Source organism: Actinomyces capricornis (genome assembly GCF_019974135.1).
Classification (GTDB): domain Bacteria; phylum Actinomycetota; class Actinomycetes; order Actinomycetales; family Actinomycetaceae; genus Actinomyces; species Actinomyces capricornis.
On the sequence record NZ_AP025017.1, the window covers coordinates 19,075 to 41,448 of the forward strand.

Annotated in this window: 18 protein-coding genes, 1 rRNA gene and 1 pseudogene; all 20 read right to left on the reverse strand. The window is 73.8% G+C overall.

The window, feature by feature from the left end; all coding sequences use genetic code 11:
- Positions 1–56: 56 nt before the first annotated feature.
- The 20 genes and pseudogenes from sufB to rrf all read right to left on the reverse strand — a co-directional run bounded on the left by sufB (position 57) and on the right by rrf (position 22,317).
- On the reverse strand, positions 57–1,496 hold the full coding sequence (gene sufB / locus MANAM107_RS00095) for a Fe-S cluster assembly protein SufB (RefSeq protein ID WP_223909584.1): 1,440 nt from the start codon (positions 1,494–1,496) through the stop codon (positions 57–59).
- Positions 1,493–2,224, reverse strand: a complete 732-nt coding sequence (locus tag MANAM107_RS00100) for a helix-turn-helix transcriptional regulator (protein ID WP_223909586.1) — start codon at positions 2,222–2,224, stop codon at positions 1,493–1,495. Before MANAM107_RS00100 ends, sufB begins: the two co-directional genes overlap by 4 nt.
- Positions 2,225–2,643: 419 nt before the next feature.
- Entirely contained in the window at positions 2,644–3,561 is a 918-nt protein-coding gene (locus tag MANAM107_RS00105) for a glycoside hydrolase family protein (RefSeq protein ID WP_223909588.1), read from the reverse strand.
- A 6-nt stretch (positions 3,562–3,567) separates the two neighbouring features.
- Entirely contained in the window at positions 3,568–4,551 is a 984-nt protein-coding gene (locus tag MANAM107_RS00110) for a carbohydrate ABC transporter permease (RefSeq protein WP_223909590.1), read from the reverse strand.
- A 3-nt stretch (positions 4,552–4,554) separates the two neighbouring features.
- Complete coding sequence (locus MANAM107_RS00115) at positions 4,555–5,460, reverse strand: carbohydrate ABC transporter permease (RefSeq protein WP_223909593.1); 906 nt, start codon at positions 5,458–5,460, stop codon at positions 4,555–4,557.
- 22 nt (positions 5,461–5,482) lie between these two features.
- Positions 5,483–6,784: an ABC transporter substrate-binding protein gene (locus MANAM107_RS00120; RefSeq protein ID WP_223909596.1), complete on the reverse strand. Its 1,302-nt coding sequence runs from the start codon at positions 6,782–6,784 to the stop codon at positions 5,483–5,485.
- 149 nt (positions 6,785–6,933) lie between these two features.
- Positions 6,934–7,941, reverse strand: a complete 1,008-nt coding sequence (locus tag MANAM107_RS00125) for a LacI family DNA-binding transcriptional regulator (protein ID WP_223909599.1) — start codon at positions 7,939–7,941, stop codon at positions 6,934–6,936.
- 140 nt (positions 7,942–8,081) lie between these two features.
- Positions 8,082–8,747 (reverse strand): NUDIX domain-containing protein, encoded by a 666-nt coding sequence (locus MANAM107_RS00130; protein ID WP_223909602.1) that lies wholly within the window; start codon positions 8,745–8,747, stop codon positions 8,082–8,084.
- A 178-nt stretch (positions 8,748–8,925) separates the two neighbouring features.
- Positions 8,926–10,062, reverse strand: coding sequence for a glycosyltransferase family 4 protein (locus MANAM107_RS00135; protein ID WP_223909605.1), 1,137 nt, complete (start codon positions 10,060–10,062; stop codon positions 8,926–8,928).
- Positions 10,063–10,216: 154 nt separating this feature from the next.
- Positions 10,217–11,899 carry a murein biosynthesis integral membrane protein MurJ gene (murJ, locus tag MANAM107_RS00140; RefSeq protein WP_223909607.1) on the reverse strand — a complete coding sequence of 561 codons (1,683 nt, stop codon included), beginning with the start codon at positions 11,897–11,899 and terminating at the stop codon, positions 10,217–10,219.
- Entirely contained in the window at positions 11,896–13,053 is a 1,158-nt protein-coding gene (locus MANAM107_RS00145) for a hypothetical protein (RefSeq protein ID WP_223909611.1), read from the reverse strand. Before MANAM107_RS00145 ends, murJ begins: the two co-directional genes overlap by 4 nt.
- Before the next feature lie 59 nt (positions 13,054–13,112).
- Positions 13,113–14,036, reverse strand: a complete 924-nt coding sequence (locus tag MANAM107_RS00150; RefSeq protein ID WP_223909614.1) for a copper transporter — start codon at positions 14,034–14,036, stop codon at positions 13,113–13,115.
- Between the two features lie 36 nt (positions 14,037–14,072).
- Positions 14,073–15,278: a putative cytokinetic ring protein SteA gene (gene steA, locus MANAM107_RS00155; RefSeq protein ID WP_223909617.1), complete on the reverse strand. Its 1,206-nt coding sequence runs from the start codon at positions 15,276–15,278 to the stop codon at positions 14,073–14,075.
- Positions 15,275–17,074, reverse strand: a complete 1,800-nt coding sequence (gene recN, locus MANAM107_RS00160; protein WP_223909620.1) for a DNA repair protein RecN — start codon at positions 17,072–17,074, stop codon at positions 15,275–15,277. The genes steA and recN overlap by 4 nt, the downstream gene beginning before the upstream one ends.
- Positions 17,071–17,976 carry an NAD kinase gene (locus MANAM107_RS00165; RefSeq protein WP_223913206.1) on the reverse strand — a complete coding sequence of 302 codons (906 nt, stop codon included), beginning with the start codon at positions 17,974–17,976 and terminating at the stop codon, positions 17,071–17,073. The genes recN and MANAM107_RS00165 overlap by 4 nt, the downstream gene beginning before the upstream one ends.
- Positions 17,977–18,077: 101 nt before the next feature.
- Positions 18,078–18,998, reverse strand: a complete 921-nt coding sequence (locus MANAM107_RS00170; protein ID WP_179899572.1) for a TlyA family RNA methyltransferase — start codon at positions 18,996–18,998, stop codon at positions 18,078–18,080.
- A 2-nt stretch (positions 18,999–19,000) separates the two neighbouring features.
- Positions 19,001–19,303: a hypothetical protein gene (locus MANAM107_RS00175; RefSeq protein WP_223909623.1), complete on the reverse strand. Its 303-nt coding sequence runs from the start codon at positions 19,301–19,303 to the stop codon at positions 19,001–19,003.
- Between the two features lie 6 nt (positions 19,304–19,309).
- Complete coding sequence (locus MANAM107_RS00180) at positions 19,310–20,431, reverse strand: HAD-IIA family hydrolase (protein WP_223909626.1); 1,122 nt, start codon at positions 20,429–20,431, stop codon at positions 19,310–19,312.
- Positions 20,432–20,957: 526 nt separating this feature from the next.
- A pseudogene (locus MANAM107_RS13330) lies at positions 20,958–21,497 on the reverse strand (tetratricopeptide repeat protein); the annotation flags it as partial.
- Positions 21,498–22,200: 703 nt separating this feature from the next.
- Positions 22,201–22,317 (reverse strand): 5S ribosomal RNA (gene rrf / locus MANAM107_RS00190).
- Positions 22,318–22,374: the final 57 nt, after the last annotated feature.

Consider the following 22,374-nt stretch of genomic DNA (forward strand, 5'->3'; position numbering starts at 1 on the left):
GGTGCGGCAGTGCGGGTGGGCGTGGTGGACGGGGGGCGGCCGGGTGGCCGGCGGGCTCAGCCCACGGAGTTCTCCATCTGGAGCTCGATGAGTCGGTTGAGCTCCAGGGCGTACTCCATGGGCAGCTCGCGGGCGATGGGCTCGACGAAGCCGCGCACGATCGTGGCCATGGCCTCGGTCTCGGTCAGCCCGCGCTGCATGAGGTAGAAGAGCTGGTCGGCGCTGACCTTGGAGACGGTGGCCTCGTGGCCCATCTCGACGTCGTCGTTGCGCACATCCACGTAGGGGTAGGTGTCGGAGCGGGAGATCTCGTCGACCAGAAGCGCGTCGCACAGCACGTTGGACTTCGAGTGGCGCGCGTTCTTCATGATCTGGACCAGGCCGCGGTAGGCCGAGCGGCCCCCGTGGCGGGCGATGGACTTCGAGACGATGTGGCTGGAGGTGTGGGGCGCCATGTGGACCATCTTGGCGCCGGTGTCCTGGTGCTGGCCCTCACCGGCGAAGGCGATGGACAGGGCCTCGCCGCGGGAGTGGGGGCCCATGAGGAAGACGGCCGGGTACTTCATGTTGCGCTTGGAGCCGATATTGCCGTCGATCCACTCCATGGTGGCGCCCTCGGCGCAGGTGGCGCGCTGGGTGACCAGGTTGTAGACGTTGTTGGACCAGTTCTGGATGGTGGTGTAGCGCACGCGGGCGTTCTTCTTGACCACGATCTCCACGATCGCCGAGTGCAGGGAGTCGGTGGAGTAGATGGGGGCCGTGCAGCCCTCGACGTAGTGGACGTAGGAGTCCTCGTCGGCGATGATGAGGGTGCGCTCGAACTGGCCCATGTTCTCGGTGTTGATCCGGAAGTAGGCCTGCAGGGGGATCTCGACCTTGACGCCCTTGGGCACGTAGATGAAGGAGCCCCCGGACCACACCGCGGTGTTGAGGGCGGCGAACTTGTTGTCCCCGGCGGGGATGACGGTGCCGAAGTACTCCTGGACCAGCTCGGGGTACTCGCGCACGGCGGTGTCGGTGTCCACGAAGATGACGCCCTGCTCCTCCAGGTCACCGCGGATCTGGTGGTAGACGACCTCGGACTCGTACTGGGCGGCCACGCCGGCCACGAGGCGCTCGCGCTCGGCCTCGGGGATGCCGATGCGGTCGTAGGTGTTCCTGATGTCCTCGGGCAGGTCGTCCCAGGAGGTGGCGGGGCGGTCGGTGGAGCGCACGTAGTACTTCACCGAGTCCATGTCCAGGTCGGACAGGTCCACGCCCCAGGTGGGCATGGGCTTGCGCTCGAAGGTGCGGTAGGCCTTGAGGCGCTTGTCGAGCATCCACTGGGGCTCGCCCTTGATGGCGGAGATCTCCCTGACGACCTGCTCGTCCAGGCCGCGCTTGGCCTTGGACCCGGCCTCATCGGAGTCGTGCCACCCGAAGTCGTAGCTCGTCGAGATCGAGTCGATGATCTCGTCGTCGGTGCTGCGCACAGTCTCGGTGGTGGGCGTTGTCATCGGGTTCCTTCCGTTCGCTTGGCCTGCTGGCTGCGAGTCCTTGCGGCCCGCACGGCGCGCTTGCGCAGGGCGGGCATGGCGATGGGTATGTGGGTGGTGCACACGTGCTCGCCGCCGGCCAGGGTGGCCAGGCGCTGCACGGGAACACCGACGAGTCGTGAGATGGCCTGGGTCTCGGCGTCGCACAGCTCGTGGAACTCCCCGGCGACCTCGCGCACCGGGCAGTGCCCCTGACACAGCTGGACGGCGTAGGAGCCGTCGCCGACGTCGCGCACCGAGGCCGCGTAGCCGTCCAGGGTCAGGGCATCAGCCAGGGCCCGGGCCCGCTCGCCGGGGTCCTTGCCGGCGGCCTCGACGACGGCGGAGTAGCGGCGCTCCAGGTCGCGGCCGCGGGCGGCGGCGAAGGAGTCTACCGCACCGTCCCCGGCGACCTGGGAGAGGTAGCGCAGGGCCCGGTTGGCCAGGTCGGAGTAGCCCTCGGCGAAGGAGGTGCGGGCCGTGGGGGTGAGCACGTAGTGGCGGGCGGGCCGGCCGCGCCCGCGCTTGCCGGAGGTGGCGGGGCTGTGGACCTCGATCTGCCCCTTCTCCTCCAGGGAGGTGATGTGGCGGCGCACGGCGGCAGGGGTGAGCTGAAGGACCTTGGCGAGCTGGGCGGCGGAGACCGGCCCCTTCTCCGCGATGAGGTCGAGTACCCGCGCCCGGGTCGGTTCTTCGTCTGCCTGGACCATGAGCCCGCTACTGCTCCTCTCTGCGCGCGCGCCATCCTCGGGGGCTGTTCGGCCCGGGCGCCCCGCAGGCGTCCCAGGCAGGCCACGGGGGCCTCCCGCGGGAACCTGGGGCCCTGGTGCGGGGTGCATTGGACCGAAGAGAACTTTAGCCAAGATCATGCTTGCCGAATTGACCTGTGGCAAGTTCGCGACGCCGTGTCGTCGGGTGCAGTGCGACACTTCCGCTAATAGGAAGAGGTTCTTATGTAGGGGAACCTTACCAGACTGCTGCGGCCTGCGCAGGGCCCGCCGACGACGTCACCGCCCGGGCCGGCGCGGCATTCCGGCCCGGGCGGTGACGGGCAGTGGTGATGCGGGGTGGGGTGCCTCCCCCATGGCGCCAGGAGTGCCTGCGGGGTAGGGGCGGCTGGCGCGGCGAGTCAGCGCGGCCCGCCCACCAGATCGACGTCCTGCCAGGCGATGGGGTCGGAGATGGTCCCCGCGAAGGCACCGTCGACGATGTTGTTGAAGCCGGTGAGCACCCACGCCCCCTCGCGCAGCTGGAGGAGCTGGCCGGCGTAGAGGTGCTCGGGGCGCACATAGCGGGCGCCGTCGATGTCCCAGGGGCCCAGGGGGCCCTGACCCTCGGCGACCCACACCCCGCCGGGCCCGGGCTCGGCCTGCATGTCGTCGCCGCAGGAGAAGACCAGGAGGTGGCGGCCCTCCACGCAGCGGGACTGGCTGACCTCCAGCTGGCCGAAGGCCGAGGGGGAGGTCAGCGGGGGCCGGACCTCCCAGTGGTCCAGGTCCTGGGAGACCGCATGGCCGATGACCCCGGCGCGGCGCAGGTCGGCGCCCTTGGCCCGGGCGGTGATGAGCATGTGCCACCACCCGTCGTGGAAGAGGACGAAGGGGTCGCGCCAGTGCTCATCGGTGGTGCCGCCCTCCCCCAGGGTGGCGTACCACCGGCCATCGGCGCACAGGGGCTGGGGGCAGGCGGGCTCGAAGACGACGCCGTCGGCGCTGTCGGCCCAGCCGATGCGCTGGACGGCGCCGTCCTCGGCGCGGCTGATGCCGGTGTAGAAGACCCTGAGGGAGCCGTCGGGGCGCACGATGGTCGAGCCGGTCCAGATGGCCTTGTCATCGAAGGCCGGCCCATCGGAGTGGACCAGGGCGTCGGGCATGAGCCTCCAGCACCTGGCATCCGGGGAGACCGCGTGGCCCAGGGAGGCGCGGAAGTGGCGCCGGTCGGGGTCGTGCAGCGCCCGGGAGGCGCGCAGGAAGAACAGGTGGTACTGCTCGCCGTCGTCGGCGATCCAGTGGTCCCAGATCCAGTGGTCCTCAAGAGCGAGTGCCATGACCCCTCACCCCTTGACCGCGGTGCCGGCCAGCGAGGCCACGAAGGAGCGCTGGAAGGCCACGAAGACGATGAGCACCGGCAGGGTGATGAGGGTCCCATAGGCCATGATCTCCCCCCACACCGGGTTGAGCTGGAAGAAGTACTGCATGCCCACGCTGGCCGGGCGCAGGGACTCCTGCTGGATGACCATGAGCGGCCACAGGTAGGAGTTCCAGGCCGGCAGCATGGTGATGATGGCGACCGTGGCGAAGGTGGGCCCCGACAGCGGCACCGCGATCCTGCGGTAGATCGTCCACCAGCCGGCCCCGTCCACGCGCGCGGCCTCATCGATCTCCTTGGGGATGTCGGAGAAGTGCTGGGCGAACAGGAAGATGGCCAGCGCGTTGGCCACGAAGGGCAGGACCTGGACGGAGTAGGTGTTGAGCATGCCCTGGGTGACCAGGAAGCCGTCCCCGGCCCAGGAGACGTGCGGCAGGCTGGCCACCCAGTACACCAGCGGCACGGCGATGGTCTCGAAGGGGACCATGAGGGTGGCCAGCACCAGGGACAGGATGAGGTGCTTGCCCCTCCATCGCATCCGCGAGATGGCGAAGCCGATCATGGAGTTGACCACCAGGCCCAGGCCCACGATGAGCACGGTGACGATCAGCGAGTTGGCGATGAAGCGCCCGGCCGGCACCCGCTGGAAGACCCCGGCGTAGTTGTCCAGGGACAGCTCGCCCACGGGCAGGAAGGCCCTGGGGGTGCCCAGGTCGGCGAAGATCTGGTTGTCGGGCTTGAGGGAGGACAGGATCATGAACAGCAGGGGGAAGACGGCCACGCCGGCGGCCGCCGTCAGCCCCACGTAGGTCAGGACCGTCGAGCGCCGCCGGGTGGCGGCCCTGCCCCGGCGCCCGGCGCTGCGGGCGGGCCGGGCGCCGCCGAGGCGCGTGGCATCCTTGGGCTCCTTGAGCTCCTCGGCGTCGTTGACTGCCGATACGGTCGTCATGGCTCAGTCCTCCCGGGTGAGTCGGCGCTGGATGAGGGAGATGAGAAGCACCAGGGCGAAGAAGATCAGCGAGATGGCCGATCCGTACCCCATGTCATGCTCCCGGTAGCCCTTGCGTACGGCGTGGTAGACGAGGGTAGAGGTCGCGTCCTGGGGCCCGCCCTGGGTCATGACGTCGATCTGGACGAACAGCCCCAGGGCGGCGATGGTGATGGTCACCAGGATGAAGACCATGGTGGAGTGGAGCCCCGGCCAGGTGATGTAGCGGAACCTCTGCCAGGCGTTGACGCCGTCGAGTGCGGCCGCCTCGTACAGGGCGGGGTCGATCATCTGCAGGCCGGCCAGCCAGATGACCATGTGCAGCGCCACCGCCTGCCAGATCGAGAGCAGGATGATCGCGGGCATCGCGGTACCGGGGTTGTTGAGCCAGGCCACTGCCGTCCAGCCCCCGCCGGTGATGGTGTTGAGCATGGAGTTGAACAGTCCGTCGCTCTTGTAGAAGAAGCTCCACAGGATGGAGACCACCACCATGGAGGTGACCACGGGCATGAAGATGAGGGTGCGGAAGGCGGTGACCCCCCTGACCTTGGCGTTGACCAGGAGCGCCAGGGCCAGGGCCAGGCCGGACTGGCAGGGCACCACTACCACGGCGAAGAGCAGGGTGTTGGCCAGCGAGCGGATGAAGGTCGGGTCCTGGGAGAAGGCCCGCACGAAGTTGTCCAGGCCCACGAAGCTCGGCGGGTTGGGCGAGATGAGCCGGACGTTGGTGAAGCTCAGGGCGAAGGTCAGCAGGATGGGGATACCCATGAACAGCAGGAGGAGCAGCAGGGCCGGGGATGACATGAGCCAGGCCATGCGCGCCTCCTGACGCAGCGCGCTGTGGCGGCTGCGCGTGGAGACCGAGGACATGTTTCCTTCCCTTCCCGGTGGTCTACTTGGCGGCGTAGCCGTTGTTGGAGGCGATATCGGCGTCGATGTCCTTGACGGCCTGGTCCAGGGTCTTCTTCACATCCGCCCCGGAGACGATGTCGTGGGCGGCCTTGTCGAAGATGGAGGAGATGACCTTGTACCCGGGGGTGGCGGGCCGCAGCAGGGCGAAGGCCTTGCCGATCTCGTAGACCGGCTCCAGGGGCTTGCCCTGGCCGTAGTTCTCGGTCCTGGAGGTCGCCGCGGGCACGGAGGGGAAGGTGCCGATGGCGTTGGAGTACTCCACCAGGTAGTCCTCCTGCATGAGGAACTCGATGAACCTGGTGGCCGCCTCGGCATGGGGGCTGGTGGCCGAGACGCCCCACTGCCAGGAGCCGCCCCCGACGCGGGCCCCCTTGCCGAAGTCGACCGGGGGCAGGATGAGGACCTCCTCGGCGCCCAGGGCCTCCTGGGCCTGGAGGACCTTCCAGCCCCCGGTGTAGACCATGGGGACCTTGCCCTGGAGGAAGTCCTGGCCGTCGGTGGCCGGGGTCTGGGAGGCCAGGCCGTCGGCGAACAGGCTGCGGAACCAGGTGCCCCACTCCACCGCCTCAGTGCTGTTGAGGAAGCCCTCGGCGGTGGAGAAGTCCTCGCGGTTGATCAGGTCCCCGCCGAAGGACTGGAGCATGGGGGCGTAGGCGTAGGGCCACCACTCGGCGGTGTCCCACACGCCCATGTCGATGGCGTAGGAGTAGTCGGGCAGCTCGGAGAGCTTCTTGAGGGCCTCATCGAACTCGCTGCGGGTCCAGGGCGCCTCGACGGTGGGGATGCGCGCGCCGATGGCCTCGATGGCGGACCTGCGGGCCAGGAGGCACAGGGAGGTGTCGTAGGGGCCCACGGAGTACAGGGTGCCGTTCCAGTAGCCCTTGGCCGTATCGATGATGGAGCCCTCGAGCTGGGAGGAGATGCTCAGGGGCGCCAGGTACCCGGCCCAGGCCCAGTTGGGCATGATGGGGCCGTCCAGCTCGAGGATGTCCGGCAGGTCGCCGGCGGCCGCGGCCGAGGCGATGGCATCGTTGTAGGAGGCCTGCGGGAAGTCCTTGACAGTGACCGGGGTCTCGGGGTTGGCGGCGTTGAAGGCCTCGACGGCCTTGGTCACCACGGCGAGCTCCTCGGTGTTGCCGCCGTTGTGGGTCCACAGCGTCAGGCCGCCGGAGCCGGAGCGCCCCTGCTGGGAGGAGCAGGCGGCCACGGCAGCTGCCGCCGTCGTGGCGCCGATGCCCAGGAAGACGCGGCGCGAGGTGAGCGGGGTGAGCGGGGTGAGCATGGTCTCTCCTTGAGTGGTTGGGTGGGATCAGTGATGCGGATGCGGTCTGGGTGCTGTGATCGGGTGGGATCGGGCGGGAGGGCCGGTGCAGGGCGGCTGGGGCGGAGTCGGCTGGGGGCGGCGGTCGGAGGGGCCCGCTCCTGGAGCGCTCAGGGGCGCGGCGGTGGGGCGGTGGAGGCCCGCTCGATGAGGTCGCAGTGGAAGCGAGTGAGGTCCGGCGTCGGCTGGGCGGGCCCCAGGAGGCGGCGCACCGCCCAGCCGGCCATGGCCCGGTGGGGCAGGCGCATCGTGGTCAGGCCCGGGGCCAGGTTGGTGGAGATCAGTCGCAGGTCGTCGAAGCCGACGACGGACAGGTCCCGTGGGATGGACAGTCCCAGGCGGGCGGCCTGGCGGTAGACCCCGGCCGCCAGGGCGTCGTTGTAGCAGAAGACCGCGGTGGGGCGGTCGGGGCGCTCCAGCAGGGCCGCGGCTGAGCGGTCGGCCTGCTCGGGCTTGAGCCCCCCGCGCACCACCAGGGCGGGGTCGGGGTGAAGGCCCGCATCCCGCAGCGCCGCGGCATAGGCGCCCAGGCGCAGCCTGATGGCGTCGGCGACGCTGCGCTCGCCGTGGGTGAGGTGGCCGATGCGGCGGTGCCCGAGGGCCAGAAGGTGCTCGACGGCGTCGCGGGCGCCCTGGACCTCATCGGGCACGACGCCGGGGATGCCCGGGCGGTCGGCGTAGCCGTTGAGCACGAGGACCCCTTCGGGCATGGCGGGCGGCACCTCGACGACGTGGTGGTACATGGCGGCCAGGAGCACCCGGTCCACCCGCCGCGAGATGAGCTCCCTGGTGACCTCCTCGATCCCCGCCGGATCGCTCGCCTCGGTCAGCAGCAGGCTCCAGCTCAGCTCCCGGCAGGTCGAGACGATGGCGTCGACCATGTCGGTGGCGTAGGGCGTCTGGAGGAGCTCGTGGGCCACCACGCCCAGGGTCCGGGTCTGCTTGGAGCGCAGGCCGCTGGCCAGGGCGTCGCGCACATAGCCCAGGGACTGCGCGGCCTCCCGGATGCGCTGGGCGGTCTGGGCCGAGACGCGGCCAGAGGACTTGCCCGAGAGCACCAGGGAGGCCGAGGCGGTCGAGACGCCCGCCAGCGCTGCAACCTCCGCCAGTGTGGCCATGGCCTGCTCCTTCCAGCACCGTCGCTGCATCGTCGGATGACTGGAGTATGGTCCCGCGGAGATGGCCGCGTCAAACGTTTAACGTCTGTTAACGACGGCGATCTCGATCCATCGGGGCCGCCCCGGCCTGCGGTGCTCGGCTACAGGCTCCGGGGGCTGCGCAGCCAGGGGGCGTCGGGGGCGCGCAGGCCGGCGTATCCCCGCGAGTGCGCCCGCTCGGCGGCCAGGACCCCCACCACGGTGGAGGGGTTGTGGATCCGCCCGGCCATGACGGCCTCGACCACGCGCTCCAGCGGCACCCACGCGGGCTCGAACTCGGCCTCCTCGGCCTGGCGCTCGGTGCGCTCCTGGGGCGGCAGGAGGCTCAGGCCGCGGGCCAGGAAGACCCGCACGCCCTCGGTGGTGAAGCCCGGGGAGGCGTAGAAGTCGGCTAGGACCTGCCAGTGGGCGGCAGCGTGGTCGGTCTCCTCTGCCAGCTCGCGCTGGGCGGCCAGGACCGGCTCCTCCCCCGGCACGTCCAGCAGTCCCGCCGGGATCTCCCACAGGGCGGCGCTGACGGGGTGGCGGTACTGGCGGACCATGAGGATCTCGGGGGCGCCGTCGGGGGCGGAGGACTCCGGCCCCTCGCGCAGGGCCACGATGCTCACCGCGTCGTGGTGGGCCACCACCTGGCGGGCCACGGGCGCCGCACCGGGGGCGAGCACCACCTCATCGGCGTCGACGGTGAAGATGGGGCCGGACCAGACCCGCTCATGGGAGGCCGTCTGCCGGATCTCGCGCTCATCGCTGATGGTCGGCTGGCTCATGTCTGCTCCTGGGGGCTTGGCGAGCACGGGGCTCGGGCAGGGGTGCGGCGGGTGGCTGGCGGGGGCCGGGGCCCAGTGTGCCCCACCGGGGGCGGCCGCGCCCCAGGTACGGCCCGCTCGGTACGGCCGCCCGGGCGCCACCGGGCGGCGCCACCCGGCCGGGAGCCACCGGCCCACGTCAGTCCTGGGCGAGCAGTGCCCGGCGCAGCTGGGCGGCCAGCTCGCCGTCCCCCGGCAGGCCGGCGGCGGCGGCCCGGGCCGCAGCCCGGGCCCGTTCGCGGGCCCGGGGGTCGCGTAGGAGGTCGGCGATGGCCTGGGCGATGGCCGGGGCGCTGGGCTCGACGAGGGTGGCACCGCCGCGCGCGGTGATGGCCGTGCCCCCCACGTCGGTGGCCACCAGGGCGGCCCCGGCTCGCAGCGCCTCCTGGACGGTTAGCGGCTGGCCCTCCCACACGCTGGTCTGGACCACCACATCACTGGCGGCCATGAGGCGCGTGGCGTCCTGGCGCCTGCCCAGGAGCAGGACGGGCAGCGCCTGGGCGCTGATGCGCTCCTGGGCGGCGGCGCGCCCGGGCCCCTCCCCGGCCACCGCCCAGGTCAGGGCGGGCAGCTCCCCGCGCTGGGCCTGCCGGCCCAGGATGGCGGCGGCCTCCAGCAGCGCCGGCAGGCCCTTCTGGGGGGCCAGGCGCGCCACGGTGAGCAGGCGCGCATGGCCCGGGGGCCAGGGGCCGGGGTCCTGGTCCTCAGGAGCCTGCTCCGGCGGGCTCATGGCGGGCTCGGCGGCGCTGAGGCCCCGGGCCGCCTTGTCGGGCGCCGGGATGATGGCCAACTCGACCCGCCCCGCTCCCAGGTCGCCGGAGCGCTGAGCCAGGTCGGGGCTGACGGCCAGGATGAGGTCGGCCCGCGCGGCGATGAGCCGCTCCAGGGCCCTGCCCATGGCGCGCGTGAGGGCCCCGCCGACGGTGAGGTTGTGGAGGGTGACCACCAGGCGCGTGCGCCCGGGGCGGCGTCGTCCCAGGGCCAGGGCCGCCAGGGCGCCGGCGCGCAGCCCGTGGGCGTGGAGGGCGTCGGCGCGGCGCCCCAGGCGGCGCAGGCGCGCCACCACCGCCCCATCCAGCGGGCTGGGGCGCGGCCCGATCTCCATCGCCTCGGCCCGGGCCCCACCGGTCTCCAGCCCGTCCAGGACGGCGGCCGGGGCCTCGACGATGACGTCGTGGCCCTGGTCGGCCAGCAGCCGGGCGCAGTCGCCCAGGTGGGCGCGCACGCCCCCGGCCGCCGATCCGCTGACTTCAAGGATGCGCTGCCTGGTGCTCATCTGCGGCTCCCCTCCTGGTCCTCGTCCTGGTCCTGGGCGGCCGGCCTGCGCCGGCGCCCGCCTGTCCTGCCGGGCGATCGGCGCTCCGGCTCATGCGCCGCGCGCAGGACCGCCGCGCGCGGGCGCCCGTGCCCCGAGGACCGCGGTGGCCGGCTCATGGCCCGTCCTGCCGGGCAGGGCGCAGCACGCCCAGCAGTGCGCGGTCGCGGGCGTGGAGCAGGGCCAGGACTGCGGCGGCGGTGGCCAGTGCCCCCAGGCAGGCCAGGGCGATGGCCGCGGCGGGCGAGTCCGTCGCGGCGCTCAGGGCGCGCACGCCCAGCCCGCAGGCCAGGGCCACCGGCGCGCCGTAGAGCAGGGCGCGCAGGCTGGGGGCCAGGGCGGGTGCCCCCAGTAGGCGGGCCAGGGCCACCAGCAGACCGGCGCCGGCGCAGGCCATGCCCGCGCTCTGGCCCACGGCCAGGCCCAGGAGCGTGGCTGCGCCGTCGCCGCCCTGGGACAGCAGGCGCACCGCCGCCCAGGAGGCGCCCGCCACGATGACCCATCCGGCGGCGGTGGCCAGGGCGGCGTCGCCGGAGCGGTCGGCGGCGAAGAGCACGCGCGTGACCTGGTAGACCAGGACGTAGCCCACCAGGGCGGGGGCCAGGACCGCCAGCGCCGCGCCCATGCCGGCGACCTGGCCGGTCAGCAGGGCGAAGAACCGCTCGGCGGCGTGGGAGGCGGCCAGCAGCATGCCCGCCCCGGCCACGGCCACCGCGACGACGGCGCCGGTGGAGCGGGCCGCCAGCTCGGCCGCCTGAGAGGCGGGGGCCTGGGGCCCTGCGGCATCCGCTGCGGTGCCCGGCCTACTGGCGTCCGGCTGCCGCTCGGCGCTGAAGGCAGCGGTGAGCCGGGGGTAGAGGACGGTGGCCACCGGCACGGCCAGGACGGCGTAGGGCAGGACGTAGACGGCCTGGGTGTACTGGTAGACGGCGATGGTCCCGGTGGTGCCGCCGGAGCGGGCCAGGGCCAGGACCGCCAGGACGCTGGCCTGCTGGGCCAGGAGGGTCCAGATGCCGGCACCCGCCAGCCGCAGCGCCCTGCCCGCCTGGGCGCCTCCCAGTCGCAGGGTGGGGCGCAGCCGCAGGCCCAGGCGGTGGACGGGCCACAGCAGAGGCAGGCTCAGCGCCGCCACCCCCGCCGTGGTCCCCCAGCCCAGCAGGCGCAGCGCCGCGGCCGAGGGCGGGCCGTCAGCGGCCGGCGCCATGGCCCCGTAGGCCCCGTAGGTGGCCATGACCGTCAGGGAGGACAGGATCGGGGCCAGCGCCGGCCAGGTGAAGGAGCCGTGGGCCTGGAGGACGCCGGTGAGGACCACGCCGACGCCGTAGAGGGGGACCTGGAGGGCGAACATGCGCAGGAAGTCGGCCACCAGGGCGACCTGGACGGCGGTATCGACCCCCTGGGAGGCGGGGAAGAGCCCGGCGATCGGCTCGGCCAGGACCGCCAGGGCCAGGCACAGGGGCAGCAGGACCACCAGGACTAGGCCCAGCAGCGCCGAGGCGGTGCGAGCGGCCTCCTCGCGCCGCCCGGCGGCCACCGGGCCGGCCAGGAGCGGGACGACGGTGGCGGCCAGGGCGCCCCCGACCACCACCTCGTACAGGACGTTGGGGACCTGGTTGGCGGTGGCGTAGGCGCCGGCCACGGTCCCCGCCCCCAGGGTGGAGGCCTGGACGATCCAGCGCAGGAAGCCCAGGACGCGTGAGACCAGGGTCAGGCCCGCCACGCCCCCGGCTGCCCCCAGGAGGCCGCGCGGGCCAGCGGCGCCCGGGCCCCTGGTGGGCGACGCCGTCCCACCGCTCATCCGGCGCCCGCGGTCGTCGTGCCCGGTGGGCCCGCGGCCGGGGCTGCGGGATCCGGGGTGCCCGGCTGCGCCGTGCCCGGGTCGCTCCCGCTCGGGGCGCTGCGGCGGCCCAGGGCATCCAGGGCCGCCAGGACCGGCGTGCGCTCGATGACCCGGGAGAAGGACACGCGCTCACTGGCCAGGATGAGGGCCACCCCGGCGGCGCCGGCCCCCAGGCGCAGGGCGCGGCTGGGATGGGCGGCCAGGGCCGTGCCCAGCAGGGCCCCCAGGGCATTGGCGCCGGTATCGCCGAGCATGGTCCGCTCCCCCAGGTCCTCGGGCAGGGCTGCGGCCACCGTCCCCAGGGCGCCGGCGGCCAGCCTGCGCGTGGCTGGGGCCCGGCCCGGGGCGGCCAGCAGGAGGGCGGCCCCCGCCCCGGCGGCCTTGAGGGCCCGGCCGGGGCGCAGGTCGAGCAGGTTGATGACATTGGCCCAGGAGGCCACCACCACGGCCGATCCGGCCGCATCCACCAGGCGGGCCGCCCTGGAGGCCACCGGGCGCCGCCCCGTGGTCGTCGAGGATGCTGTGACCAGGGCCGCACCGGCGCAGGCCGATGGTGAGCGACCGCCCGACAGCAGGGCCCCGGCCACCGCCGCACCGGCCCCGATGACGGCGATCTTGAGCACGCCGGTGGTCACGTGGCCGCGTCCCAGCGCCCTCAGGTGCCCTGCCAGGCCCTTGGCGGTCTCCTGGCCGTCGTGGGCGCCGGCGTCCAGGTCGTCGGCCAGGCCCGCCCCGGCGCCCGCAGTGGCGGCCACCAGGGCGGCCAGGGCCGCGGCCCCCAGCTCGGCGCGCTCGGCCGCCTCAGCCGCATGGGCCGTCCTGGCCTGACGGGGCCATGGCGCGCACAGGGCAGCGGCCGCGATCGATCCCGCGGCCGCGCACACGCCTCCCCTGAGCGAGACGGTGCGCCCGTGGAAGTTGACCCGCTCCAGGGCGGGCATCGGCCGGGCCAGGAGCGTGGAGGCGTCCAGGGCGGCCCGGCCCGCCCCCAGGGCGCTCAGCCCCAGGCGCGCCAGGCGCCGGGCCGGCGAGGCCCCGCCGGTCCCGGTGGTGGCGCCGGCTGTGGAGCCGGTCGGCGGACCGGCGGCGGTCATCCTGGCAGCGATGGTCATCGTGGCCCTCCTGGCATCGGCCCGGCATGAGCCGGCCTCCCCGATCCTCCCGGCACCCCTCAGCCCGCCATGGGTGGGATGACGGACTGGGCGCCGTCGTCGAAGCCGTAGTGCGAGCGGGTGCCGGCCTCGGTGGAGATCAGGGCCAGGGGTGTGGATACGGCCGCGGTGGCCTGCCCCACCGAGTCGATGGTGGTCACTGAGGCGCCCGCGGAGCGGATGAGGGCCACCACCCCGGTCTCGGTGCGGGCCTGGCCCACCACCACTGTGGGCGCCGCCGAGGCCGTGCCCGACAGCGCCTGGGCCCATACCGAGGGCGTGGAGGCCTCCGTGGCCCGGGCGGTGGCCTGGGCACCGGGGTCCTCCTCGGGGCGGGGGCCCACGACGGCGATCATGGTGGCCGGGCCGCTGGCCTGGGCATCGACGGTCACCAGGGGCGTGTCGGAGGCCGTCAGCAGGCTCATGAGGGTCGAGGCCGAGGCATCCGTGCCGGTCAGGGCCCGGCCCAGGCCCTCGCCGAGGATCGCATTGGTGTCCGAGGAGGCGGGGGCGCCCAGGTTGCCGGCGAACTGGGCGGAGTAGGTGGAGCGGAAGGTCTCCCGGGAGGTGTCCACCCAGGCCGAGCTCAGGGTGTAGCGGCCGTTGATGGTGGCCCCGGCCGCCTCCAGCTGGGCGACCACGGCCTGGGAGTCCTCGCTGTTGGCCCCGGGCAGGAGCACCAGCGCCACCGACTTGCCGGAGAGCCTGCCGGGCAGGAACTGGGCGGCAGCCTGCGTGATGTAGTCATCGCGCTCGTTGACGGCCGTCTCGGTCTGCTCCAGGCGGGCCTGGGTGGCGTTGCGGTCCTCGCGCAGGGCGCTGACCTGGTCGTTGAGGGCGGTCCCCAGGGAGTTCTGCAGGGGGCCCGCGCCCAGGACGACGCCGACGGCCAGGGCCAGGAACACGGAGATGAGCGATACCAGGTGGTAGCGGAAGTCGATCATGATGGTGGCCTTCGATCCTTGGTGGCGTGGCTGAGCCTAGACGGTGGGCGACTGGGGGGCCAGTCCCACCAGTGAGCGCAGGAAGTCGATGATGTCGTCCCACACCGCGCCCGACAGCCCCAGGAATGTCTGGCCCCCCGGGGTGGACATGAGGGCCATGGCCAGGGCGAACAGGCCCGCCAGCGCCAGGAGCACCAGCCACCACCCGGAGATCCGCGTGCGGTAGAGCTGGGAGACCCCCTTGGCGTCGATGAGCCGCCCGCCGACCTTGAGGCGGGTGAGGAAGGTCGAGGACATCCCCGAGCGGCCCTTGTCCAGGAACTCCAGGAGGGTGGCGTGGGTGCCCAGGGCCACGATGATCTCCGCGCCGGCCTCATCGGCCATGAGCATGGCGATGTCCTCCGAGGTGCCGGTGGCCGCCAGGACATGGTGGTCCACACCCAGCTCCTCGACGCGCGCCAGGCCCGGGGCGCGCCCGTCGCGGTAGGCGTGCACGACGATCTCGGCGCCGCTGGCCAGGGCCTTGTCGGAGACCGAGTCCATATCGCCCACGATCATGTGGGGCTTGAGGCCGGCCTCGATGACGGCGTCGGCCCCGCCGTCCACGCCGATGATCACCGGCTTGTACTCGCGGATATAGGGGCGCAGGGCCTTGAGGTCCTCCTTGTAGGAGTAGCCGCGCACCACCACCAGGACGTGCTTGCCGCCCATCTGGGTGCTCACCGCGGGCATGCCCACGCCGTTGAGCAGCAGCTCCCACTCCCCGCGCATGTACTCCATGGTGTTGGCGGCGAAGGCCTCGAGCTGGACGGCCAGGCCGGCGCGGGCCTCCTCCATGGAGGCCGCCACCGTCTCCTGGGTCTGGACCGTGCCCTCGGCGATGACCTGGTCCCTGCCGTGGAGCCTGACCACGCCCTGGCGCACATCGATGCGCTGGCCGTCGTGCAGGCGCATGACGTCGGGTCCCAGGTCGTCCACCAGGGGGATGCCGGCCTCGATGAGGATGCCGGGGCCCAGGTTGGGGTAGCGCCCCGAGACCGAGGGGGAGGCGTTGAGGACCGCCGAGGGGCGGCACTCCACGAGGGACTCGGCCGCGACGCGGTCCAGATCGGTGTGATCGATGATCGCGATCTCGCCGGGCTGGAGGCGCTTGGTGAGCTTCTTGGTGCGCGCGTCGACCCGCACGACCCCGGAGGGTCGCTCGGCCTGGGACGCGGACGTCCTGCGGAAGGGGTTCCTCACGCCTGGGATTCTGCCATGCCGGCCTCATCCAGGAGCTCAGCGGCATGCCGGACAGCCGCCTCCGAGTCCTCATGGCCCGAGAGCATCCGGGCCAGCTCGCGCCGGCGCTGCGCGCCCTCCACGACGACGACGCTGGTGCGGGTGGTGGGCTCCCCCGCCGTCCGGGGGGCCTCGGGCTCGGTCTCCTTGCGCACCACTATGTGGGTGTCGGCCCAGGCCGCCACCTGCGCCAGGTGAGTGACGACAACCACCTGGTAGCGGCGGGCCAGTCGGGCGAGTCGCCGCCCGATCTCCCGGGCGGCCCGCCCGCCGACCCCGGCGTCGATCTCATCGAAGACGAGGGTGCGGGCAGCGCTGCGGCCCTCCTCCCGCCCGGGGCCCGGCTCGGTCCCGACGGCGGCCTCGGCCAGCACCACCTCCAGTGCCAGCATGATGCGGGAGAGCTCACCGCCCGAGGCGCCCTTGCCCAGGGGCAGGGCCGGCGCCCCGGGGTGGGAGACCAGGGCCAGGGCCACGCTCTCCGCCCCCGTGGGCCCGGGCTCATCGAGCTCGGTGAGCTCGACCACCAGCCGGGAGCCCTTCATGTGCAGGCCCTCGAGCTCGGCGGTGACGTCCTCCTCCAGGCGCCGGGCCAGGGCCCTGCGCGCCCGGCTCAGCTCGGCCCCGACCACGGCCAGGTCCTCCTCGGCCCCGGCCAGGCGCTCGGCCAGCACGGCGGCCCCGTCCTGGGGGCCGTCGATCTCGGCCAGGCGGGCGGCGGCCCGCTGCCCCCAGGCCAGCAGCGCATCGACGTCGTCGATCTGCTCCCCGGGGCCGGCGGTCTCGCGGCAGGCCCGCAGCAGGGCGGCTCTCCGGTCCTGGACGTAGGCGAGCCTGGCGGGGTCGGCCTGCAGCCCGGCGAGGTAGGAGGACAGCTCGGAGGCGATGTCTGCGGCCTCGATGCCCAGCCTGCCGGTGCGCTCGGCCAGCTCGGCCAGGGCAGGGTCGACCTGCGCCTCGTGGGCCAGGGCGCGCTGGGCCTCGGACAGGAGGGCGACGACGTCGGGGGCCCCGTCCCCGGCCCCCAGGGCCTCCTCGTCCCCGCTCAGTGCGCTCTGGGCGGTGGTGGCGGCCCGGCGCAGGTCCTCGGCGTGGTCGAGCCGGTCGGCCTCGGCGGCCAGCTCCCGGTCCTCCCCCGGCGCGGGGTCCAGGGCCTCCAGGGCCTCCAGGGCGCGGCGCAGGCGGGCGGCCTCCTCCCCACGGCTGCGGGCCGAGGCCTGCCAGTCCTCCAGGGCCTGGGCCAGCTCGGCGCGCTCCCGGTAGGCCTGGGAGTAGCGCCGGCACAGCTGCCGGTGCTCGGCGCCCCCCAGGGAGTCCAGCGCGGCGCGCTGGGCGGCTGCCGAGCGCAGGCGCAGCTGGTCGGCCTGGCCGTGGACGGAGACCAGGGCCCCTCCCACCTGCGCCAGGACCGTGGAGGGCACGGAGCGCCCTCCCAGGTGGGCCCGGGAGCGGCCGGAGGCGGGGACGGTGCGCGAGGCCAGGAGCACCTCCTCATCCAGCTCGGCCCCGGCCTCCAGGGCCCGCTCGGCGGCCCGGGAGTCGGGGTCGAGGATGAAGGCGCCCTCGACCAGGCACCGCTGGGCGCCGGCGCGCACGATGCCGGACTCCGCGCGCTGGCCCAGCAGCAGGCCCAGGGAGGTGAGCACCATGGTCTTGCCCGCACCGGTCTCCCCGGTCAGGGCGGTCAGCCCCGGGCTCAGGGCGAGGTCCGCGCTGTGGATGACGCCCAGGTCCTCGATGTGGAGGGACTCGATCACGACCCGTTCCCCTCGGCATCACCGCTGGGGTCCTGGCAGGGCTCATCGTCCTCGCCCCCGTTGAGGGCCCTCCACCCCGCCACGGGCAGGTCGAGCTTGCGCACCAGGCGCGTGGAGAAGGGGGCCTGGTTGACCCGGGCCAGGCGCACGGGGCGCTGCGCCAGGGTGATGCGGATGCGGCTACCGGTGGGCACATCCAGGCTGCGGCGCCCGTCGCACCAGATCTCGGCGCCCCCGAAGCCCGCATGGTGCACCACGATCTCCAGGCAGGAGCCCGGCCCCAGCACCAGTGGCCGGGTGAACAGGGCGTGGGCGGCGATGGGCACCAGCAGCAGGGCCTGGACGTCGGGCCAGATGACGGGCCCGCCGCAGGAGAAGGCGTAGGCGGTCGAGCCGGTGGGGGTGGAGGCCACCAGGCCGTCGCAGCCGAAGGAGGACACGGCCTGGCCGTCCACGCCGATGGCCACCTCCAGCATGCGGGCCCGATCGCGCTTCTCCAGGGCGGCCTCGTTGAGGGCCCACTGGTGGCTGCTCGTCCCATCGGGGGCCAGGACCTCCACATCCAGGGCGGTGCGGGTCTCCACGGTGTAGCGCCCCGCCACCAGGTCGGCCACCACCTGCTCGACGGCGTCGGGGTCGGCCTCGGCCAGGAAGCCGACATGCCCGGTGTTGATGCCCAGCAGGGGGATGTCGCGCTCGCGCGCCACCTCCGAGGCGCGCAGGATCGTCCCGTCGCCGCCCAGCACCAGGACCATGTCCACCTCGCCGGCCTCATCGGGGCCCACCGGCTCGACGCCGTGGGCGCGCAGCGCCCGCTCCGCGCGGGCCACGGCCATGCCCGTGGGAGCCGAGCGGCGGTGGGGCGGGACCGGCTTATCGTTGAGATCGCGCCTGAAGATCATGACCCGGCGAACGGCCGCCGGGGCCGGGGGGCGGCTCGGGCCTGGGACCGGGTCCTGAGCCGGCACCGGGGTCTGCGGCCTGGCCACGGGGCTGGATGCGCTCACTGAGGGCTCCTTCCTGCGCCGCCGGTTCCTGCGGGCCCCTCGGCGACGGCGCGCTTGGCCTGGGCCTCCAGCTCCTCCCCGGTCAGGTCGCCCGGGCCGTCGGCCCCGCCGGCGCGCATGGCCAGGAAGTACTCCACATTACCCGCAGGCCCGGGCAGGGGCGAGGCGGCAATGGCCCGCACGCCGATGCCCAGGGCGTGGGCGTGGGCGGCGACACTGAGCACCGACTCCCGGTGCAGGGCGGGGTCGCGCACCACTCCCCCACGCCCCAGGCGCTCCCGGCCCACCTCGAACTGGGGCTTGACCATGAGCAGCAGGTCGGCCTGCGGTGCGGCGGCCGCCAGAAGGGGCTCCAGGACCAGGGTCAGGGAGATGAAGGACATGTCGCCCACGACCAGCTCGGGGGCCGGCGCCACCGCCCGGGGGTCCAGGGTGCGCACATTGGTACGGTCCAGGACGGTGACCCGGGGGTCGGATTGCAGGGACCAGGCGAGCTGGCCGTAGCCGACGTCGACGGCCACCACATGCGCGGCGCCCCGGCGCAGCAGGACATCGGTGAAGCCCCCGGTGGAGGCGCCCGCATCGAGGCAGCGGCGCCCCTCCACCCGGGGGGCCAGGCCCCGGGCCCCCAGGGCGTCCAGGGCGCCGACGAGCTTGAGGGCCCCGCGCGAGACGTAGTCGCCCCGCCCCCGGGGCCCGGTGGCTCCCGCGGGGCCATCGGGGCTCTCGGCCCGGGCCCCGTCGGCCGCGGCCAGGACCTCGATGGCCTGGGCCGGGTTGACCTGGCGCGCGGGCTTGGTGACGACCATGCCGTCGAGGGTGACGCGCCCCTGGGCGAGCAGCTCGGCGGCGTGCGTGCGTGAGCGGGCCAGGCCGCGGCGGGCCAGCTCGGAGTCGATGCGGATGAGGCGCGCCATGGTCAGCCCCGGGGACCACTAGTGGTCTGGCCGCCTCCAGCGCCCGCGCCGTCCTGGGCCTGGTGCAGGGCGGCGGAGAGGTCCTCACGCAGGGATACCAGGGCCGCCGCCCGATCCTCCAGGGCCATGTCCTGGATCTGCTCGATCCGGGAGTGCTCGGGCACGATCGCCCCAGGAGCCGCCGGCCGGCGCGGCGGGGCGGGGCGCGGGGCCTCCGAGGCCCCGGGGTCGGGGGGCGACGACGTCGGATCCTGGCTGTGGTGGGCGCGTGTCACGGGGGTGGGTGGGTCCTTCCTGGCCGTCATGGCCTCTCAGGGTGCGACGACGTCGAGCTCGGGGACGCGCAGCGCCTCGTGAAGCCAGGAGCCGGCCTGCGCGGCCCGAGTCTGGGACTCGGCGAGGGTGTCGGCGTGGTCCCAGGCCGCGGCCACCAGGGCCCGGTAGGCGTCCAGGACCACCGTGGCGGAGGTGGACAGCACCCCGGCGCCGGCCAGCTCCAGGCGGCCCTCGGTGACGCGGGCGCGCTGGTCCCCGACCTGCCACCAGGTGCGGCCCTGGTCCTGGACCGCGGTGGGCTGGGGGTGGGGCCGGGTCAGTCCGCGCAGGTCGGTGTGCACGAAGCTGGGCCGCTCGCCGGGGGTCGCCAGGACGACGTCGCGGGCGGTGGATACGCCGGTCAGGACGTGCAGCCCGGGGAATCCGGCGGTGCGCGCCCCTACCAGGTCGGTGTTGAGGCGGTCGCCGATGGCCAGGGGGCGGGCGCCCCCGCTGCGGGCCAGGGCCCGCTGGTAGATGCCCGGGGTGGGCTTGCCGCCCGCCAGCGGCTGCTTGCCGGTGGCGTTGACGACGGCGGCCACGAGGCTGCCGTTGCCCAGGGCGAAGCCGCGCTCGGTGGGCAGGGTGGAGTCCAGGTTGGTGGCCACGTGCAGGGCGCCCTGCCCGATGGCGTAGGTGGCCTCGGAGAGCATCGCCCAGTCCACGCCCGGGTCCCATCCCTGGACCACGGCCACCGGCTGGTCCTGCGCTGTGGAGGTCACGGCGAAACCCGCATCGGTCAGGGCCTGGCGCACCCCCTGGCCGCCGACGACCAGGACGGTGGAGCCGGCGGGCACGTGCTCGCCCAGGAGGGCCGCGCCGTCCATGGCGGCGCTGAAGACCTCCTCCGCCCTGGCCTGGATGCCGTTGGCGGCGAGCTTGTCGACGATGGCCTGGGGGGTGCGCGAGGCATTGTTGGTCACGAAGGACAGGCGCATGCCCGCCCCGCGCGCGGCGTTGACCGAGTCGGCGGCGTGGGGCACCCGGGCCTCGCCGGCGAAGCACACGCCGTCGAGGTCGAGCAGGGCGACATCGTAGGCCTCATCCAGGGGCTGGGCGCAGCCCAGGAGGGTGGCGCGCTGTGACGCGGCTGGTGCCTGAGGGGCGGGGGTCGTCATCGGCTCATGCCTCCTGCGTCGGGGTCTGGGGCGTGTCACCCACAGTACTGCCCGGGGCGTGCTGAGGCGTGGTCCCTCCAGTGCGCTCACCCGGGCTCGCGCCCCGGACCGCCGCGGTCGACCCGCCCGATGCTGCCTCCTGCGCCTCCTCGATGTCGTCAGTGTCGTCAGTGTGCTCGGGGCCCTCAGAATCCTCAGAGTCCTCAGAGTCCTCAGAGTCCTCAGAGTCCTCAGAGTCCTCAGGGTCCTCAGCGGCGTCGGCGCCCTCTGGCTCCTCGGGGTCCTCGCCGAGCAGCTCCCTCATCTCGGCCTCGACGCGCTGGTCGAAGGAGCCGGGCGCCTCGGTACCGGAGTCCGGGGCGGTGCCCTGCCCGGCGTCGTCATCGGCCTCGGAGCGCTCCTGGTCGGTGGCGTCCTGGGCAGGAGCGGCCTGAGCGGCGCCACTGCGGGTCTCCTGGGGGCCGGCGGCCTGGGCCGGGACGGCCTGGTGCGCGGAGTGGGCCTGGTCCTCGGGCTCCTCGATCTCGTCCTGGATGTCGAAGACCTCGATGTCCTCCTCGAGCTCCTCGGGCTCGGGACCGATGCGCTCCCGGATGGCCTGGGCCTCGGCGAGACGGCCCAGGCTCTCCAGTCGGTCGGCGCGCACGGAGTGCAGGCGGCGCAGGGTCTCGCGGTCGCGTGGGCGGGCGCGGATGGCGTCCTCGATGACGATGAGACCGAGCTCGGTCTGCCCCATCTCCTCGCGGATGCCGGAGACGACCATGGCCAGCTCGGCGCGCTCGATCTCGTCGAGCTGGCGCAGGTCGGCCTCGGAGGCGACCTGGAGGGCCTTGCTGTGGTGGCCCAGGGCCCGCTCGCAGTCGGCCTCGATGGCGCGGTGGAGGTCGAGACCGGATAGGCGCCTGGCGGCCCTGATCTCCCTGAGCGCCTCGGTGTACTGGCCGCAGAGGTAGGCGGCGATGCCGGTGGTCTCGCGCACCACGGCGATGCGGCCGGCGCAGGAGGCCGCGTAGCGCGCGTGGGCGTAGGCGGCCTGGGGGTCGGTATTCAAGAGCCGTTGGACCATGACGAGGTGGCGGGCGACGTTCTCGGCATTGGCCCGGCCCAGGGCGCGCAGCTCGGCGCGGGCACTGCGCTCGAGATCCGCCGCCTCGATGTCATCGGGCAGGGCGGGCGGCTTGATCCTCTGACGCTGGGGCGGGCGGGCCGAGCCCCGCGAGTCCTCACTGCCGCGGCGCCGGTCCCGACCGCCCTCGCGCCGACTGGAGCCCTGACGGCGGCCTCCGCCGTCATGAGAGTCCCGGCGGCGGCCCCTGCCGTCGCGAGCGTCGTTGCGGGAGTAGCTACCCCGGAGGCCGCCTGAGCGGTGGACCCCGTCGCTGCCTGTGGCCTCGCGGGAGCCGCTGCGCCGACGGTCGCTGCGATCGTCGCGGTTGCTGTCGTCCTCCCGGCGTGAACGGCCGTCACGGTGGTCCTGCCCCGTGCTGCCGCGTCGGGGCCCGTCCTCATGCCTGCGGGTGGAGAAGCCGTGCCTGGAGCGGCCATCGCCCTGGCCTCGGCGATCGTTCTGGGCGCGTCCGCGCGAGTCCTCCAACCCGGAGGGCCGGGACGGGCCGGCGTCCCGGCGCGCGCCTGAGGGCTGTGAACGGTCGTCGTGCGGCATGGTGGTTCCTTCAGTCCCTGCGGCGGCGTATGCCTGGCGATGAGTATGATACGGCCCCGCACGCCCCTTTTTTTGTGGTGGGGTGTGCGGGGCCGTTGTGGTGTGTGCTCGGTGGTGTCCTACTCTCCCGCACCCTGGCGGGTGCAGTACCATCGGCGCTGGCTGGCTTAGCTTCCGGGTTCGGGATGGGTCCGGGCGTTTCCCTGCCGCTGTGACCACCGAGACGTCTATAGGGTGGGCCGCTGTGTGGTGGGTGGGCCCTTGGGTCACCCTCCCTGCC